The sequence below is a fragment of the Cryobacterium sp. PH31-L1 genome (assembly GCF_030063145.1).
GTDB lineage: Bacteria > Actinomycetota > Actinomycetes > Actinomycetales > Microbacteriaceae > Cryobacterium.
Window position 1 is genome coordinate 1 of sequence record NZ_JASISM010000004.1, and the last position, 16655, is coordinate 16655.

17 protein-coding genes, 1 tRNA gene and 1 other RNA gene are annotated in these 16655 nt (G+C 63.5%); 10 read left to right on the plus strand and 9 right to left on the minus strand.

The genetic code is table 11. The annotated features are described in order from the left end of the window. The first annotated feature begins 409 nt into the window (after positions 1-409). Positions 410-931 (plus strand): DUF3145 domain-containing protein, encoded by a 522-nt coding sequence (locus tag QMF22_RS09015; protein WP_283452677.1) that lies wholly within the window; start codon positions 410-412, stop codon positions 929-931. A gap of 181 nt (positions 932-1112) precedes the next feature. On the opposite strand, the gene QMF22_RS09020 is transcribed toward QMF22_RS09015, so the two are convergent. From QMF22_RS09020 to aceE, 6 genes are all read right to left on the minus strand, one after another. Beyond that, a complete protein-coding gene (locus tag QMF22_RS09020) occupies positions 1113-2348 on the minus strand; it encodes a beta-ketoacyl-[acyl-carrier-protein] synthase family protein (protein WP_283452679.1) in 1236 nt (411 codons plus the stop codon). A gap of 104 nt (positions 2349-2452) precedes the next feature. After that, complete coding sequence (locus QMF22_RS09025; RefSeq protein ID WP_092108059.1) at positions 2453-2701, minus strand: acyl carrier protein; 249 nt, start codon at positions 2699-2701, stop codon at positions 2453-2455. 58 nt (positions 2702-2759) lie between these two features. After that, on the minus strand, positions 2760-3764 hold the full coding sequence (locus tag QMF22_RS09030) for a beta-ketoacyl-ACP synthase III (RefSeq protein ID WP_283452688.1): 1005 nt from the start codon (positions 3762-3764) through the stop codon (positions 2760-2762). A gap of 46 nt (positions 3765-3810) precedes the next feature. Further along, positions 3811-4731: an ACP S-malonyltransferase gene (locus QMF22_RS09035; RefSeq protein ID WP_283452691.1), complete on the minus strand. Its 921-nt coding sequence runs from the start codon at positions 4729-4731 to the stop codon at positions 3811-3813. Between the two features lie 105 nt (positions 4732-4836). Further along, a complete protein-coding gene (locus QMF22_RS09040) occupies positions 4837-6039 on the minus strand; it encodes a PucR family transcriptional regulator (protein WP_092342232.1) in 1203 nt (400 codons plus the stop codon). Between the two features lie 6 nt (positions 6040-6045). Beyond that, positions 6046-8772 carry a pyruvate dehydrogenase (acetyl-transferring), homodimeric type gene (aceE, locus tag QMF22_RS09045; protein WP_283452696.1) on the minus strand — a complete coding sequence of 909 codons (2727 nt, stop codon included), beginning with the start codon at positions 8770-8772 and terminating at the stop codon, positions 6046-6048. Positions 8773-9052: 280 nt separating this feature from the next. Between aceE and QMF22_RS09050 the strand changes: the two genes are divergently transcribed. The 8 genes from QMF22_RS09050 (at position 9053) to rnpB (ending at position 13858) form a co-directional block, all read left to right on the plus strand. After that, positions 9053-9523 carry a peroxiredoxin gene (locus tag QMF22_RS09050; protein WP_092342228.1) on the plus strand — a complete coding sequence of 157 codons (471 nt, stop codon included), beginning with the start codon at positions 9053-9055 and terminating at the stop codon, positions 9521-9523. Between the two features lie 70 nt (positions 9524-9593). Then, positions 9594-9666, plus strand: a tRNA-Val gene (locus QMF22_RS09055). Between the two features lie 148 nt (positions 9667-9814). Further along, positions 9815-10516: a GAF and ANTAR domain-containing protein gene (locus QMF22_RS09060; protein WP_283452699.1), complete on the plus strand. Its 702-nt coding sequence runs from the start codon at positions 9815-9817 to the stop codon at positions 10514-10516. Positions 10517-10525: 9 nt separating this feature from the next. After that, the gene (locus QMF22_RS09065) at positions 10526-11239 is read left to right on the plus strand and encodes a GAF and ANTAR domain-containing protein (RefSeq protein WP_283452701.1); all 714 of its coding nucleotides are present in this window, start codon (positions 10526-10528) and stop codon (positions 11237-11239) included. Positions 11240-11385: 146 nt separating this feature from the next. Beyond that, the gene (locus QMF22_RS09070) at positions 11386-11721 is read left to right on the plus strand and encodes a hypothetical protein (protein ID WP_283452703.1); all 336 of its coding nucleotides are present in this window, start codon (positions 11386-11388) and stop codon (positions 11719-11721) included. An 80-nt stretch (positions 11722-11801) separates the two neighbouring features. After that, positions 11802-12620 (plus strand): Nif3-like dinuclear metal center hexameric protein, encoded by an 819-nt coding sequence (locus QMF22_RS09075; RefSeq protein WP_283452705.1) that lies wholly within the window; start codon positions 11802-11804, stop codon positions 12618-12620. Positions 12621-12680: 60 nt separating this feature from the next. Beyond that, a complete protein-coding gene (locus QMF22_RS09080) occupies positions 12681-13418 on the plus strand; it encodes a zinc ribbon domain-containing protein (RefSeq protein ID WP_283452707.1) in 738 nt (245 codons plus the stop codon). Positions 13419-13477: 59 nt separating this feature from the next. Further along, positions 13478-13858, plus strand: an RNA gene (gene rnpB, locus QMF22_RS09085) — RNase P RNA component class A. A 46-nt stretch (positions 13859-13904) separates the two neighbouring features. Here rnpB and ppgK read toward each other — a convergent pair. Both ppgK and map read right to left on the minus strand, forming a co-directional pair. Then, positions 13905-14666: a polyphosphate--glucose phosphotransferase gene (ppgK, locus tag QMF22_RS09090; RefSeq protein ID WP_283452709.1), complete on the minus strand. Its 762-nt coding sequence runs from the start codon at positions 14664-14666 to the stop codon at positions 13905-13907. A gap of 32 nt (positions 14667-14698) precedes the next feature. Further along, positions 14699-15562 carry a type I methionyl aminopeptidase gene (gene map / locus QMF22_RS09095; RefSeq protein WP_283452711.1) on the minus strand — a complete coding sequence of 288 codons (864 nt, stop codon included), beginning with the start codon at positions 15560-15562 and terminating at the stop codon, positions 14699-14701. Between the two features lie 12 nt (positions 15563-15574). On the opposite strand from map, the gene QMF22_RS09100 reads away from it, so the two are divergent. Beyond that, on the plus strand, positions 15575-15763 hold the full coding sequence (locus tag QMF22_RS09100) for an SPOR domain-containing protein (RefSeq protein WP_283452713.1): 189 nt from the start codon (positions 15575-15577) through the stop codon (positions 15761-15763). Between the two features lie 5 nt (positions 15764-15768). On the opposite strand, the gene panB is transcribed toward QMF22_RS09100, so the two are convergent. Beyond that, positions 15769-16653 (minus strand): 3-methyl-2-oxobutanoate hydroxymethyltransferase, encoded by an 885-nt coding sequence (gene panB, locus QMF22_RS09105; RefSeq protein WP_283452715.1) that lies wholly within the window; start codon positions 16651-16653, stop codon positions 15769-15771. Between the last annotated feature and the right edge of the window lie 2 nt (positions 16654-16655).

A 16655-nucleotide genomic window follows, 5' to 3' on the forward strand; every position in this document is an offset into this window, starting at 1 on the left:
TCTTTCTCAGGTTCACCCCCCGTTCAGGGGTAGACGAAAACCCGGAAACGGGCACAAAAAAGCGGCCGGACCTGCGATAACAGGCCCGACCGCATCCGCTCAACGAATTTGGAGTCTGTGCACGATTACCGGGTCGCGCTGCGCTCACGCGGAAACTGGTGGTCGCAGAGTGCGTTCGCGGCCGTCGAAGCCATGCGTACAGCAGGCCCGGGGAAGGCCTGTCAGGTGCTTGTCAATGCGCAGGTGGCTGGGGCATAATGGCGCTATCGGCTCGCTGCGCTCTGGCGGACGAACAATTTCACATTCACCATCGCGCGAACAGCACTGAGTCATCAGAAACTCAACGTTGAAAGCGCGGTCGTTCCGAGGTCGTTGGGGAAGACGCACCTACTAGGAACGGAGAAACACGATGGACGTATTACCTAACCGTCGGGCGCGGACCGCGCGAGGGGTGCTCTTTGTGCACGCCTCTCCGCGGGCCGTCTGCCCGCATGTCGAGTGGTCGGCTGGCCGCGCGCTGGGCGAGGCGGTCAACTTTGACTGGTCAGAACAACCGGCTCTGCCCGGATCCCATCGGGCCGAATACTACTGGGAGGGTTGCCCGGGGACCGGCGCGATACTCGCATCCGCTCTGCGCGGGTGGGAACAGCTGCGTTTCGAAGTCACCGAAGATGCCGGACCTGGTTCGGATGGCGGTCGCTGGCTGCACACGCCAGAGCTGGGCATTTTCTATGCCCAGACCGACAGCGTGGGCAATGTCGTCGTGCCGGAAGATCGCATTCGATCGGCGATGGAGCGTGCCGGAGCCAACGCGATCGAATTGCACCGGGAGCTGCGCCTGGCCCTCGGGCAAACCTGGGACGACGAGCTTGAACCGTTCCGGCAGGCCAGCGATCTGAACGCCGTGGTGTGGCTGCACCAGGTCGGCTGATCAGACCGGTTCCACATGCGTGCGGTTCGCCCGTGATGGCGTGGCCTGTCGACCGGTGACATTCCCGGTGGCAATCCCACGAAGTCGCAGTCTGTTCCTGTGATCACGGCCAGATACGGCGAATCGCCTTACAGAAATGACCCCGTCCGAATCCGGACGGGGTCATTCTCATCTGCAGTCCTTAGACGGAGCGGAATGCCACGACGGCGTTGTGCCCGCCGAACCCGAAGGAGTTGCTCAGCGCGAGCAGGTCTCCGGCCGGCAGTGCACGCGGTGACGTCACCACGTCGAGCGGAATTTCCGGGTCCTGCGACGTGAGGTTGATCGTCGGCGGTGCGGTGCGCTCGGCGAGAGCCTTCACCGTGAAGAACGCCTCGAGGGCCCCGGCACCGCCGAGCAGGTGGCCGGTTGATGCCTTGGTCGCCGACACCGGGATACCGTCGAGCAGGTCACCGAACACTCGCTTGAGAGCGTTGTACTCGGCGATGTCTCCGACCGGGGTGCTGGTTGCGTGGGCGTTGATGTGGGACACATCGGCGAGGGTCGCACCGGCATTGTGCACCGTTGACACCATGGCGCGGGCAGCCGCGGTCCCCTCAGGGTCGGGCGCGGTGACGTGGTAAGCGTCGCTGTTGACGACGCCGCCGACGAGCTCAGCGTAAATGTGCGCTCCACGCGCCTTGGCGTGTTCTTCGGTCTCGATGACGAGGGCGGCAGCGCCCTCACCGAGAACGAAACCATCGCGGGTCACGTCGTACGGGCGGCTCGCGGTGGCCGGGTCATCGTTGCGGGTCGACAGGGCATGCATCGCCGCGAACGAGGCGATGGGCAGCGGGTGAATCGCGGCTTCGGATCCGCCAGCGATGACGACGTCGGCCAATCCCGCCTGCAGACGGTTGTAGGCGTTGACCAGTGCTTCGGTGCTCGATGCACACGCGGAAACGACCGTGGTGATTCCGGCACGAGCGTGCAGATCCATTCCAATGGCCGCGCCCGGGCCGTTGGGCATGAGCATGGGAACTGTCATCGGCAGCACGCGGCGGGGGCCGCGCTCGCGCAGGGTGTCCCACGCGTCGAGCAGAGTCCATACCCCGCCGATTCCGGTGGCCCAATCCACGGCAAGGCGTTCGGGCTCAACCTCGGGGGCGCCGGCATCTGCCCAGGCTTCGCGCCCAGCTATGAGTGCGAACTGGCTGGACGGGTCGAGTCGCTTGACTTCAAATCGCTGCAGCACATCGACGGTTTTCACACGCGCCTGTGCGGCGAAAGTTACGGGGATCGCCGTTTCAGCGACCCAGGGCTGCTCGAGGGTCGTGGCGCCAGATTCGCCGGCCAGGAGGGCTGTCCAGGTGTCGACCGCCGTTCCGCCCAACGGCGTGGTGGCACCGATACCGGTGATAACGATTTTCTTGGTCATAAGTCAACTCTCCATGGAACGACAAACGTGTGGGCGGGCGCATCGTGGCGCCAGTCCAAAGAACAGGTCGGCCGTTTTCCGGCCGACCTGGTTCAGGCTTGGGCCTAGTCCTGCGCCTTCACAATGAACTCAACGGCGTCGCCGACGGTCTTGAGGTTCTTGACCTCTTCGTCGGGGATCTTCACATCGAACTTCTCTTCTGCGTTGACGACAATGGTCATCATCGAGATGGAGTCGATGTCCAAGTCGTCGGTGAACGACTTGCCGAGTTCAACCGTGTCGGTTGCAATTCCGGTCTCGTCGTTGATGAGCTCGGCCAGGCCGGTCAGAACTTCTTCGGTGGACAATGCCATGTTTTTTCTCCTTGAGGGTGTCTCGGTTGACCGAGACCTAGTTTAGGGGGTGGGTAGGTTAGGGCAGCACAACGACCTGCGCGCCGAACACAAGTCCGGCACCAAAGCCGATCTGCAGGGCAAGCCCGCCGCTGAGCTCGGGGTGTTCTTCAAGGAGACGGTGGGTGGCGAGTGGGATGGAAGCCGACGAAGTGTTTCCGGTCGTGGCAACATCACGCGCAATGACAACGGATTCCGGAAGCTTGAGCTGCTTGGCGAACTCATCGATGATGCGCATGTTCGCCTGGTGCGGAATGAACGCGGCCAGGTCGGAGCTTTCGATTCCGGCGACTTCGAGGGCCTTTTTGGCCACTTTGGCCATGTCCCACACGGCCCAGCGGAAGACCGTCTGTCCTTCCTGGCGCAGCGTCGGCCATTCGGCTTCACCGCGGCGATATTCCTGCAGGGTGTGGTTCATCTGGATCGCTTCGGCCTTGGAACCATCCGAGCCCCATACGGTTGTGGCGATGCCCGGGTAGTCGCTCGGGCCGATGACGACGGCGCCCGCACCGTCGCCGAGCAGGAACGAGATGCTGCGGTCGGAGGGGTCGACAAGGTCGGACAGTTTCTCGGCTCCGATGACCAACGCGTAGTGCGCGGCACCGGTACGAATCAGTGCGTCGGCCTGCGCCACGGCGTAGGCATAGCCAGCGCAGGCAGCGTTGATGTCGTAGGCTGCGGCCGGATTGCTGCCGACCCGGTCGGCCACCACGGCGGCTATCGACGGGGTCTGGCGGCCGTTGCTGATGGTCGCGACAATCACCGCGTCGATGAGGGCGGGGGCGATACCGCTTCTCTCAATGGCCTCCCGCGCGGCATCCGTTGCGAGGTCGAGGGCGTCGACGTCCTGGCCGGACCGGGCACGCGTGATGATGCCGGTGCGCTGTTGAATCCACTCGTCCGAGGAATCGATGGCCTCGACGAGGTCGTCGTTGGGGACGAGGTTCTCTCCGCGGGCAGCGCCTACAGACAGAATGCGGGTGTACTTCGGTCCGTGGGACTGCTGGAGTGTGGGCTTTGGCATAATCTCTTTCGTCACATTCTCTCGTGCTTCAGAACTGCTGGCACAGTCAGGACTGCTGGTCGATCATGGCCCAGGCGGCGGGCAGGTCGTCCGGGGTCTTGATGGCGACGCTGGGGACGCCCTTCAGGGCTCGTTTCGCAAGTCCAACGAGGGCGCCGGCGGGCGCCACCTCGATGATTCCGGTGACTCCCGCTTGAGCGAAAGCCTCCATGCACCTGTCCCACCGTACCGGCGACGACACCTGACCGACGAGCAGTTCCACAAAACGGATGCCGTCGATCACCCGGCTGCCGTCGCGGTTGGTCCAGATCGGGAGCGTGGGATCGGCGGGGCTGAGCGAGTCGGCGACCGCGGTCATCCGTTCGACGGCCGGCTTCATATACCGGGTATGGAATGCACCGGCTACCTGAAGCGGGATGACCCTGGCCCGGTGTGGGGGAGTCGCGGCGAGGGCCGCGAGAGCATCGAGGGCCCCGGCGACGACGATCTGCCCGCTCCCGTTGAAATTGGCCGGCTCCAGGCCCAGTTCGGCGACCTGTCCGAGCAGCTCGGTCTCATCGGCGCCGATGACGGCGCTCATACCGGTGGGCTCGAGCGCGGAAGCCGCCTGCATGGCGAGGCCCCGTTCCCGCACGAAGCGCACGGCCTCGGCGTTGGTCAGGATGCCAGCGCCAGCGGCCGCGGTTAGCTCACCGACCGAGTGTCCGGCGATACCGGCCATGCGGTCACGCCGTCCGTCCGTGAGGAGGGCTTCGAGGGTGAGGATGCCGGCAGCCACGATGAGGGGCTGGGCGATCGCCGTGTCGCGAATGGTGTCGGCGTCACTCACCGTGCCGTGCGCGACCAGGTCGAGTCCGACCTCCTCGGAAATTTGGCGGAGGCCAGCGTCGAAGGCAGGCAGAGCCAGCCAAGGCTCAAGGAATCCGGGAGTTTGGGAGCCCTGACCCGGGCAGACGACAACGATCACTTAGTTAGTCTTCCAATCTGGTGACGTAAATGAATGTGCAGATCGCACTAAGTATCTAAGAAAGCTTTGTCGACAGTAGTACATTCGCCGGTTTCCGGGGCTGGATCAGCGGCGTCGACTGGATCCGTCGTGGTCACTGATCGAGCCGATAATCAGCGCGGACTGCAGAATGAGCGCCTCGCGGGCTCCCGTGGCGTCGTAGCCGATGACCTCGGACACACGTTTGAGGCGATACCGCACGGTGTTCGGATGCACGAAGAGTTCGCGCGCGGTCGCCTCCAATGAGCGACCATTGTCGAGGTAGCACCAGAGCGTGGTGAGCAGCTCGGTGGAGTGGGCTTGCAGTGGCCGATAGATGCGATGAATGAGCGTGGCCCGCGCGAGTGGATCGCCAGCAAGGGCACGTTCGGGGAGCAGATCGTCGGCCTGCACCGGGCGCGGCGCATTGCGCCACGAACGCGCGACCGCGAAGCCGGCCAGTGCGGCCTTCGCGCTTTTCGACGCATCCACAAGGTTGGGTACCTCGTGGCCCAGCACCAGGTGCCCGGGGCCGAAGATCGGCTCCAGTTGCATGGCAATTTCCATGAAGGTTAACGCTGCGGCGGTGCCGACGTCCTCGCTGTCGACCGGCGCCGGTCGGGCCCGACCGATCACGAGCACCAGGCGGTTGCCCTGCACTCCGATCAGTACGTCCGCAGCCATGTGCCGGGCGGCCCGGCGTAGCTGGTCGACGTCGAGCATCTGCGGCGTCGTGCCGACCAAAACGCAGACCTCGCCGTGGCCGTGCCAGCCGAGGGCCGCGATGCGGCTGGGAAGCTCATCGTCATATTCCCCGCTGAGAATAGAGTCGACGACGAGCGCTTCGAGACGGGCGTCCCAGAGCCCGCGCGCCTCGGCGGCGCGAGCGTAGACATCCGCTGCCCCAAAAGCGATCTCCCGGGAGTACAGCAGAATGGCCTCGCGCAGGGCCTCGCCGCCGTCCTTGACCCGTTCCTCGACGACTTCAACCGTCACCCGAATGAGCTGCAGCGTCTGCTGCAGGCTCACCGAGCGCAACAGTTCGCGGGGCGCGGCACCGAAAACGTCAGCGGCGATCCACGGCGTTGACCGCGGGTCGTCGAACCACGAGATGAAACTCGTGATTCCGGCCTGGGCTACCAGTCCGACGGCGGACCGCCGCCCTGGTGGCATATCGCCATACCAGGACAGCGTGTCCTCGAGCCGCTTGAGCGTCTGGGTCGACAGCTCACCGGAGATGGTGCGCAGCCAGTTGAGAGTCTGCTCTTTCGTCTTGGGCGCCGGTGCCACGGTTTTTTAGCTCTCGCCCCCGGCGGAGCCGGTGGTGCCCGCGCTCACATCGTGCAGGCGATACTTTGCAATGGCCTGGCAGGCGAGACTCCGGTCAACGTCACCGCGACGAGCGAGCAGCTCCAGGGTGCGCACGACCATCGACGGACCATCGATCTTGAAGAATCGACGTGCCGCCGGACGGGTGTCCGAGAAGCCGAAGCTATCGGCACCGAGCGTCGCGAAGTCGCTCGGAACGAACTGCCGAATCTGATCCGGAACGGCGTGCATGAAGTCGGACACGGCCACGAACGGACCGGCTGCTCCCTCGAGCTTCGAGGTGACATAGGGAACCCGCGGCTCGTCATCGGGGTTCAGGAAGTTGTGTTCCTCAGCGGCAAGACCATCGCGGCGGAGCTCGGTCCAGGACGTGACCGACCAGACATCGGCTGACACCCCCCAGTCGTCGGCGAGCAACTTCTGCGCCTCAAGCGCCCACGGCACGGAGACACCGGAGGCCAGCAGCTGAGCCTTCGGACCATTCACTGCGGATGCGCTCACCCGGTGGATACCGTGCAGGATGCCGTCCACATCGACATCATCGGGCTCGGACGGCTGAACGGCCGGCTCGTTGTAGACCGTGATGTAGTACATGACGTTCGGGTCGGTGTGGGTTCCGCCGTACATGCGATCGAGTCCCGCGCGCACGATGTGGCCGATCTCGTAACCGTACGCCGGGTCGTAGGAGACGACGGCCGGGTTGGTCGATGCCAGCAGCGGCGAGTGACCATCGGCGTGCTGCAGCCCCTCCCCGGTCAGCGTGGTGCGACCGGCCGTGGCTCCAATGATGAACCCGCGGGCCATCATGTCGCCGGCAGCCCAGAGGGCGTCGCCGGTGCGCTGGAATCCGAACATGGAATAGAAAACGTAGACCGGAATGAGCGGTTCACCCTGGGTGGCGTACGAGGTACCCACGTTGGTGAACGCCGCGGCAGCGCCGGCCTCGTTGATGCCCACGTGCAGGATCTGACCCTGCGGGCTCTCCTTATAGGAGAGCAGCTGGGCGTGATCAACGGACGTGTAGTGCTGGCCGTTGGGGTTGTAGATCTTGGCGGTGGGGAAGAACGCGTCGATGCCGAAGGTGCGGGCCTCGTCGGGGATGATCGGAACGATTCGGTTGCCGAAGTCCTTGGCCCGCACGAGTTCCTTGAGCAGCCTCACGAAGGACATCGTCGTAGCGATCTCCTGGGTTCCGGAACCCTTTTTGGCGACCTTGTAGGTCTCATCGCCGGGTAGGTTGAGTTTGGCGTGAGTGGTGCGACGCTCCGGCAGGTAGCCGCCGAGAGCACGACGACGCTCGTGCATGTACTCGATCGCCTCGTCCTTGTCGCCGGGGGTGTAGTACGGCGGCAGGTACGGGTTTTCCTCGAGCTGGGCATCCGTGATCGGCACGTGCATGCTGTCACGGAAGGACTTGAGGTTCTCGAGGGTCATCTTCTTCATCTGGTGGGTCGCGTTGCGGCCCTCGAAGCTCGGTCCGAGGCCGTAGCCCTTGATCGTCTTCGCCAGAATGACCGTCGGCTGGCCCTTGTGCTCGGACGCGGCCTTGAAGGCGGCGTAGACCTTGCGGTAGTCGTGGCCGCCGCGCTTGAGGTTCCAGACCTCGTCGTCGCTCAGGTGCTCGACCAGCTTGAGGGCGCGCGGGTCGCGGCCGAAGAAGTTCTCGCGCACGTAGGCGCCGCTTTCGGCCTTGTAGGTCTGATAGTCGCCGTCGGGCGTGACGTTCATGAGGTTGATCAGGGCGCCGTCGACGTCGTTCTTGAGCAGGTTGTCCCACTCTCGACCCCAGACCACCTTGATGACGTTCCAGCCGGCACCGCGGAAGAAGCTCTCCAGCTCCTGGATGATCTTGCCATTACCGCGCACCGGGCCGTCAAGGCGCTGCAGGTTGCAGTTGATCACGAAGTTGAGGTTGTCGAGGCCTTCGTTGGCGGCGACCTGCAGCTGGCCACGGCTTTCGACCTCGTCCATTTCGCCGTCGCCGAGGAACGCCCAGACCTGCTGGTCGCTGGCGTCCTTGATGCCACGGTTGGTCAGGTAGCGGTTGAGCTGCGCCTGGTAGATGGCGTTGATCGGTCCGAGACCCATCGACACGGTCGGGAACTGCCAGAATTCCGGCATGAGCCGCGGGTGCGGGTACGAGGAGATGCCGTCGGGGGCGTGCGACTTTTCCTGGCGGAAGCCGTCCAGCTGGTTCTCGGTCAGTCGTCCCTCAAGGAAGGCACGAGCATAGGTCCCGGGGGAGGCGTGTCCTTGGATGAAGATCTGGTCGCCACCGCCCGGGTGATCCTGGCCGCGGAAGAAGTGGTTGAACCCGACCTCATAGAGGGCAGCAGATGACGCATAGGTCGCGATGTGCCCGCCGACGGCGATGCCGGGGCGCTGAGCGCGGTGCACCAGAACGGCAGCGTTCCAGCGAATCCAGGCGCGGTAGCGGCGCTCGATGTCTTCGTCACCGGGAAAGTCGGGTTCGTTCTCCGTGGCGATGGTGTTGATGTAGTCCGTCGTCGGCACCATGGGAACGCCGAGGTGCAGCTCTTTCGAACGCTTCAACAGGCTGAGCATGATCTCACGTCCGCGTTCGTGGCCGTGTTCGGCAACGAGCGAATCGAGGGATTGCGACCACTCGGCCGTCTCCTCCGGATCGGAGTCGGCGTTGTTCGTCGAGTACGGGTCCTGGTCGTTGACCGTCACAGTCGACCTCTCCTTGGGGTTTATGCAGCGATGGTGCTTCGTGGGGGCATTCTTTCGCCACTACGAAGGCACGTGCCGTAAATGAGCAGGTTGGATTGCAACCAGCGGCACCAGGTAAGCCTACAGATTTTTAGTCGTCGTCCGCAGACGGGGGCTTCACCGGGCAAAATTCCCGAGGACGTATTCACGCGGTCTGTGAATCCGCGCACATTGCCGGGCTAGAGTGTGTCACCGGCCAATCCGTGCGCGCACGCGCACGCGCACCAGGAAAGGAGCATTCATGGCTCTCGAAAACGACACCCAGGCACCCGACTTCAAACTGATCAACCAGTTCGGCGAAAGCGTTCAGCTCAGCCAATACCGGGGGACGAAGTCGGTCGCGCTCGTCTTCTTTCCGCTCGCCTTTTCCGGAATCTGCAGCGGTGAGCTGTGTGAGCTGCGCGACAATCTCGCGCTCTTTGACGACGGCGGCGTTGAACTGATTGGCATTTCGGTCGACTCTCGACACGCCCTGCGGGCTTTCGGCGAGCAGGAAAAGTACACTTTCGATCTGGTCGCAGATTTCTGGCCGCACGGTGCCGTCGCGAAGGAATACGGCGTTTTTCTCGAGGAGAAGGGCTTCGCCAATCGCGCGACCTTCCTGATCGACCCGAGCGGCATCATCCGTTCCAGTTTCATCACCGCACCGGGCGAGGCACGGTCGATCGAGTCGTATCGGGCCGCGCTCGAGCAGCTCGCACCGGTGCTCTGAGCCCGTCGGGCGGCAATCGCCACGCGACACTGACCTATACTGAACAGACCCGCGACAAACGTCGTCGCTGGGGCCTTTAGCTCAGTTGGTAGAGCGCCACGTTTACACCGTGGATGTCATCGGTTCGAGCCCGGTAGGGCCCACACAACACGATTGATCGATTTGTCTGGTCAATTATCAATGTGCGGCAAGAACGGTGAGACGAGTTCGTTTCGCCCGAAGTGACGTGATCGTGAGGTCGTATGACAGAACGATGCGTTGGGGCTCCAGGCCTGCACCGGTTGGCGCACGATGACTGACCGCGGTCAGTTCGGGGCGGCCGTTGAGGCTTTGAGCGCTGCTTATGAACGGCAGACCAGCATGTGCCATCCGTTCGTTCGTGCATTGCCCATTGACGCCGCGAGTGTGTGCACGTTGGGCGAACCGTTCGGATCAGAAACTGTGTGTGCGAGCAACGCGGTGGCCGCGACCTTTGACGAGTTGCAGTTCGACCTGGGGGAAGGACCGTCCTGGGATGCCATGACCACCCGGCGTCCCGTGCGGATCGATGATCTTCATTCCGTGCGGCACTCGCCCTGGCCAGCGCTTCTGAAGGCAACACGAGACATCGATGTGCAGTCTGTATACGCTTTTCCCCTGACCATGGGATCGCTCGATATTGGGGCGGTGTCGCTGTTCTCTCACGGCCGAGGGACACTGACGCCCAGCCAGATCGTTGACGCTGAGGTACTCGCCCAGATTGCGGCCAGCCAGGTTTTACGCCGGTCGCTCGCGTCGCGAACATTAAAGACAAATCTGGAAGATAATGAAGGTCATTCGAGGCGCGTCGTACACCAAGCGACCGGTATGGTTCTGGCCCAGCTCGATCTTTCCGCGGCCGATGCGCTTCTGATTATTCACGGCCACGCCTTCTCTCACGGACGAACTGTCCGGGAAGTAGCTGCGGATGTAGTGACACGTCGACTGGATTTTTCGTCGATGGTCGAGTCTTAGGATGGAATTATGGTGACAAAAACCCGGGAAGGTCAACTCGTTGAGACCTTCGTTACCCTGGCCGATACTCTCGTCGCCGACTACGATGTCGTCGACCTGCTCCACACGCTGGTCGAGAAATGTGCAGCCCTGCTCGAGGCATCCGCTGCCGGTATAATCCTCTCAGCCGGCGACGGGGAGCTCGAGGTCGTCGCTTCGACCAACGAGCGCAGTCGCCTGGTGGAGATCCTCCAGCTGCGGGCCGGCAGAGGGCCGTGCGTGGAGAGCTTCACGACCGGCCGCGCCGTTGCCATCCCCGATATCGAGCTCACCGGCGACAAATGGCCGAAGTTTCGGTCGGGCGCCCTCGCCCAAGGCTTCGCCTCGATGCACGCCGTTCCGTTGCGATTGCGGGCCACGACCATCGGCTCCCTCAATCTGTTCTGGGACCGTACCGGCGGTCTGAGTGCGGGGGACACCAACACGGTGCAGGCGCTCGCGGATGTCGCTACCATCGGCATCCTGCAGGAACGGGCGATTCGGGAGAGCGATATTGTTCGCCAGCAACTGCAGCACGCGCTCAGCAGTCGGGTGATGATCGAACAGGCCAAGGGTGTAGTGGCCTACACGCACGGCGTGCATATGGGCGATGCGTTTGACAAGATTCGCGAATATGCGCGCAACAACGGTCTTCCCCTCGCGGACGTGGCCGAGCGGATCGTGAATCGCGCACTGACCCTCTAAGCCTGCGCGGTCGCGGCTTACCAATCGTGCGAACATGCGAGAAAGCCGAGTTTCTATCGTCCTAGGGGTAGACCGGGCATATACTGCTAGAGCGACCCCGGACCCTGGAAGCACATGTATATTCCGTGAGCTTTCGAGGGGCGATCATGAAACGCATATTTCACCCGGGCGGTTCAGTAATAACCGGCAGCGATCTCGCTGATGCCGTACTCCTCTACGCCGAGGCCCTCTGTAACCGCCGGCAGGTTGACGTCGTCGACATCCCGGTGATGGGAGATGACGGACTCCTGCTGCGCGCCCAGTTTCTCATCGGTTCCGCCAGCCAGCTGGTCAGCGTGACGGCCGATAGTCTGTCGCCGGAGTTGATCGAACCCGAGACCACCGATTTTCTGCACCGCAAAGCCCAAACCGGTGCCATGATTCCCGCTGCCTGGACCCGTGAAGAATCAGCCGCCGCCCAGTTCGACGACTTCGACTACTGACTTATCTTTCGCCGGACCGGAGTATCGGGTTGCCCCGGTCCGGCGAAGCCCCAGCGCCGGACGCCCGGTAGGCTGAACGAGTGCCATTCTTGCTAGCCGACGTTACCCGCGTCGCCCATACCCTGTGGCCCCTTGACGGTGCCGAGGGCTGGGACGCACCTGGCCTGGTCAGCGGTGATCCGAACCGGCCGATTCGCAGCATCCACTTGGCCGTCGATGCTGTCTCCGACACCGTCGACGAGGCCATCGAGGCTGGCGCCGACCTGCTGCTGACGCATCATCCGTTGCTGCTGCGCGGTGTCACGAGCATTGCCGAAGACGGCTACAAGGGCGCCCTGCTCAGTCGCCTGATTCGCGCAGACTGCGCACTGCTCGCCGCGCACACCAACGCCGACGTCGTCGCTGACGGAGTGTCCGATGTGATCGCCGCCCGGCTGGGACTGATCGACGCCCTCCCCATCACCGACAGCGCCGCGCCCGGAACCGGCATCGGTCGCGTTGGACGCTTGGCTGAGCCGACAACCCTCGGGCACCTCGCGCACACCATGCTGGCCCTGCTGCCGGCGACTGCGTCGGGCGTGCGCGTCGCAGGCGACTATTCGACACCGGTCACCACCGTCGCGGTGTGCGGCGGTGCAGGCGATTCATTGCTGCGCCACCCCGGGGTGCAGACAGCGGATGTCTACATCACCTCCGATCTGCGTCACCACCCCGCGTCCGAAGCGCGAGAGCACGCGCTCCGCACGGGCGGCCCCGCGCTCATGGACGTGTCGCACTGGGCCAGTGAATGGCTCTGGCTGGAACCGGCGGCCGAGCAGTTGCGAACAGCTCTTCCCGGAATCGTGGTCACCGTCAGCGAACTGAACACCGATCCGTGGACCTTCGCCGTCGTGCACTAATCTCCGGGTCATCCCCAATTTTCGAACCACATCTCATCAAAAGCGTAAGGTCAGGACATCGTGAAGGCATCACCACTCCAGCAGAAAGAACTTCTGCGGCTTCAGGCCCTGGACATCAAGGTTCTTCAGCTCAGCCACCAGTCAAAATCGCTCGCGGCGCACGCCGAGCTGGCCGACCTCAATCGTGAGGCCGAGGCCAGCCGCATGAAACTGCTCGGTCGGTCGGGCGAGCTTGACGACGTGCGCACCGAACTGGGACGCATCGAGAGCGACGTCGAGGTCGTGGAGAAGCGAATCGCGCGCGACACCGAACGCCTGCAGCACACCTCGTCGATCAAGGACATCCAGGCTCTGGACTCCGAAGTCGCCTCGCTCAAGAAACGCCTGTTCGACCTCGAAGAGATCGAGATCGCTGTACTGGAGCGCCAGGAAGAGCACGAGGCCGCCGTCGCCGTGGTGGAAAAGGAGCGTGACGCCATCGCCGAACGTGTGAGCGCGACCGAGTCCGCGCGCGACGAGGTTTTGGTCGTCCTCACCCGCCAACACGGCGAACTCACGCGCGACCGGGCCACCGTAGCGGCCACCATCCCCGACAACCTCGCGGCGCTGTACGAGCGTCTGCGCATCACCGGCCACGGCAACGCCGCTGCCCTGCTGCGCGCCCGAACCTGCAGTGGCTGCACTATGACCCTCACCGGCAGCGACCTCGCCGATGCTCGCCAGGCACCGGCCGACGAGGTCATTTTCTGTCCCGACTGTGGTGCAGTGCTGGTGCGCACCGAAGAGTCCGGAATCTAGTAGCGACGGGGTGTGGGTTCGGCAGCAGCCCGCGCGCCCGGTAGACTCGATTCTCGGAATGGGTCGGCAAGACGGTCGCGTCATTCGTGAGATTTTTTAGATCAAGCGGATGCCGAGGAACGTCCGGGCTCCATAGAGCAGGATGGTGGGTAACACCCACCCGGGGTAACCCGCGAGACAGTGCCACAGAAAGTAGACCGCCACCAGCGAGAGCTGGTGGTAAGGGTGAAACGGTGGTGTAAGAGACCACCAGAGGCCAGGGTGACCTGGTCGGCTTGGTAAACCTCGTCCGGAGCAAGGTCAGACAGAAAGCGTTGAGGCGGCTCGCCGAGCTTTCGGGTAGACCGCTAGAGGGCTGCGGCAACGTAGTCACGAGATAGATGGCCGTCGACGGTGTGCAAACACCCGAACAGAACCCGGCGTAATAGCCGGCCCATTCCACTCTTAGGTGCCGCATCCCACGAACGTGGGATGCGGCACGGATACCTATGCGTCGGGAAAGCGCGCCGCCAACGCAGCCGCGCCGAGGATGCCAGCGTTGTTCCGATGCACAGCAGGAATGATGCGGGTCTTCAGGTTGAGCAGGGGCAGAAAGTTCTCGTGGTGCTTCGAGACTCCGCCGCCGACGATGAACAGGTCGGGGGAAAAGAGCAGTTCGAGGGTCGAGTAATACTTCTGCAAGCGTGCGGCCCATTTGTCCCAGCTGAGGTCGTCACGTTCCTTGGCGGAGTAGGCCGCACGGGTTTCGTAGTCATAGCCGTCGATCTGCAGGTGACCCAGCTCAGTGTTGGGCACGAGCACGCCGTCATTCAGCAGCGCTGAACCGATCCCGGTACCGAGAGTGGTCAGCAGCACGACGCCGGCGACGTCTATGGCCGCACCGAACTGTGATTCCGCGTAGCCGGCAGCATCCGCGTCGTTGACAAAGTGAATCGGCAGGCCGAGAGCCTTTTCGAACAGGGCTTCCGCGGCGAGGCCGATCCACTTCGGCGATACGTTCGCAGCCGACATTGTGTGCCCGTTCTTCACGACTGCGGGGAAGCACACGCCCACCGGGAGGTCTCCGACGTCCTTCGAGACGGTGGCGAGCAGGGTTCGGGTGGTTTCGACAATGTCCTGCGGCCGACCACCCTTGGGAGTGGGCAACTTCACCCGGTCAGAGAGGAGCGCGCCGGTGGCCAGGTCGACCACCGCACCCTTGATTCCCGTGCCACCGATGTCTATGCCGATTGCGGTCTGTGCCGTCATGTGTTGATCCTCTTTCCGTTTGAGAAGGTCGGTCAGACCAGGGTCAAAATCTCGGCACCGCGCTCGGTCACCACGAGGGTGTGTTCGAACTGTGCGGTCATGCTGCGGTCACGGGTCAGCACGGTCCAGTCATCGCTCCAGATGTCCCAGTCGCTCGTGCCGAGGGTCAGCATCGGCTCGATGGTGAAGACCATCCCGACCTCCATCACCGTGTCGTACTGCGGTGCGTCATAGTGCGGAATGATCAGACCGGAGTGGAAGGCTTCGCCCACGCCGTGGCCGGTGTAGTCGCGCACGACGCCGTAGTTGAAGCGCTTGGCATAGGACTCGATGGTTCGTCCGATCACGTTGACCTGACGCCCAGGGGCGACAGCCTTGATACCGCGGGCGAGCGCTTCCCTGGTGCGTTCGACCAGCAGCGTCACCTCCTCGGCGGCTTCGCCCACGATGAACGTGACGTTGGTATCGCCGTGTACGCCATTCTTGTACGCGGTGATGTCGATGTTGACGATATCGCCGTTTTCGAGCACCGTGTTGTCCGGGATTCCGTGGCAGATGACCTCGTTCACCGAACTGCACAACGATTTGGGATATCCGCGGTAGCCAAGGGTCGAGGGGTAGGCATCGTTGGCCACCAGGTAGTCGTGACCGATTTGGTCCAACTGCTCGGTGGTGACCCCGGGAACGATGGCTCGGCCGACAGCGGCAATCGCCTCGGCGGCGATGCGGCCGGACTGGCGAATGAGGTCGATTTTCTCGGTCGAATAGACGTCAGAGCCGGTGAAGGGGGTCGGCCCCTTCTTGCCCACGTACTCCGGGCGAACGATGTGAGATGGAACGGAACGGGTCGGTGACACCGTTCCCGGGATGAGGTGACCGATTGAATCCTTAGGCATAGGATCAAGCTTATGGCCGACGACAAAGAACACGCATTCTGGTACAACATGCGCACCGGGGAGGTAGAGCACGGTCTCCAATCGGCGTCGCTCGATCGGGTCGGGCCGTTCGCAACCCGCGATGAGGCAGCCCACGCTCTGGAGAAGCTGCGTGCGAACAGCGCCAAGTGGTCGGAAGACGACGCTCAGGACGCCCGCTAACCGTTCTACTCGTAGCTGTGCTCTGGCGCGGGGTACGCGCCAGCGGCAACGTCCGCGGTGAACCGCTGCACAGCATCCGTCAGTACTGCCCGAACGTCGGCGTACTGCCGCACAAACTTGGGCACCCGGCCGCTGGTCATACCGGCGAAGTCGGTCCACACCAGGAGCTGTCCGTCAACGGATGGTCCCGCACCGACCCCGATCGTCGGGATCGACAGCCGTTGCGTCACGCGAGCGGCGACGGAAGCCGGCACCATCTCCAGGACGACGGCGAAAGCGCCGGCGTCCTGCACGGCGAGAGCGTCAGCGATGAGCTCGTCCGCAGCATTTCCTCGGCCCTGAATGATGTGGCCGCCCAAACCGTGTTCACTCTGCGGGGTAAAACCGACGTGTCCCATCACGGGGATTCCGGCTGAGACGATACGTCTGATCTGCTTGTGGCTGCGCTGGCCGCCTTCGAGTTTCACCGCGTGGGCCTGGGCCTCCTTCATGAACCGCACGGCGGTCGCCAGGGCCTGACCCGGCCCGATCTCGTACGACCCGAACGGCATATCGGCCACGACCAGGGCGCGAGTCACCGCCCGGGCAACGGCACGGGTCAGGGGGATGAGCTCGTCCACCGTTACCGGCAGCGTGGTCTCGTACCCGAAGACGTTGTTACCGGCTGAGTCGCCCACGAGCAGAAAATCGATTCCGGCCTCGTCGAAAATTTGGGCGGTCAACATGTCGTAGCTGGTCAGGCCGGTGATGGGGATGCCCTGCGTCTTGGCGTTCTGAAAGTGACGGGTGCGCACCCGCTTCGGCCCGGAAACGGCGTTGTAGGGATGCTGCACTGCGGCATCGGCGGGAGAAACCGTGGAATCAGGCTCGGGTGCTGTCAACTCTGGCATGC

Bases quoted from the DNA above. Each gene is read 5' to 3' on its own strand.
- QMF22_RS09030 (WP_283452688.1), bottom strand. From the start codon at position 3,764: ATGCCAAAGCCCACACTCCAGCAGTCCCACGGACCGAAGTACACCCGC.
- QMF22_RS09020 (WP_283452679.1), bottom strand. From the start codon at position 2,348: ATGACCAAGAAAATCGTTATCACCGGTATCGGTGCCACCACGCCGTTG.
- QMF22_RS09050 (WP_092342228.1), top strand. From the start codon at position 9,053: ATGGCTCTCGAAAACGACACCCAGGCACCCGACTTCAAACTGATCAAC.
- QMF22_RS09070 (WP_283452703.1), top strand. From the start codon at position 11,386: ATGAAACGCATATTTCACCCGGGCGGTTCAGTAATAACCGGCAGCGAT.
- QMF22_RS09100 (WP_283452713.1), top strand. From the start codon at position 15,575: ATGGCCGACGACAAAGAACACGCATTCTGGTACAACATGCGCACCGGG.
- QMF22_RS09015 (WP_283452677.1), top strand. From the start codon at position 410: ATGGACGTATTACCTAACCGTCGGGCGCGGACCGCGCGAGGGGTGCTC.
- QMF22_RS09060 (WP_283452699.1), top strand. From the start codon at position 9,815: ATGACTGACCGCGGTCAGTTCGGGGCGGCCGTTGAGGCTTTGAGCGCT.
- panB (WP_283452715.1), bottom strand. From the start codon at position 16,653: ATGCCAGAGTTGACAGCACCCGAGCCTGATTCCACGGTTTCTCCCGCC.
- QMF22_RS09065 (WP_283452701.1), top strand. From the start codon at position 10,526: ATGGTGACAAAAACCCGGGAAGGTCAACTCGTTGAGACCTTCGTTACC.
- map (WP_283452711.1), bottom strand. From the start codon at position 15,562: ATGCCTAAGGATTCAATCGGTCACCTCATCCCGGGAACGGTGTCACCG.
- ppgK (WP_283452709.1), bottom strand. From the start codon at position 14,666: ATGACGGCACAGACCGCAATCGGCATAGACATCGGTGGCACGGGAATC.
- QMF22_RS09025 (WP_092108059.1), bottom strand. From the start codon at position 2,701: ATGGCATTGTCCACCGAAGAAGTTCTGACCGGCCTGGCCGAGCTCATC.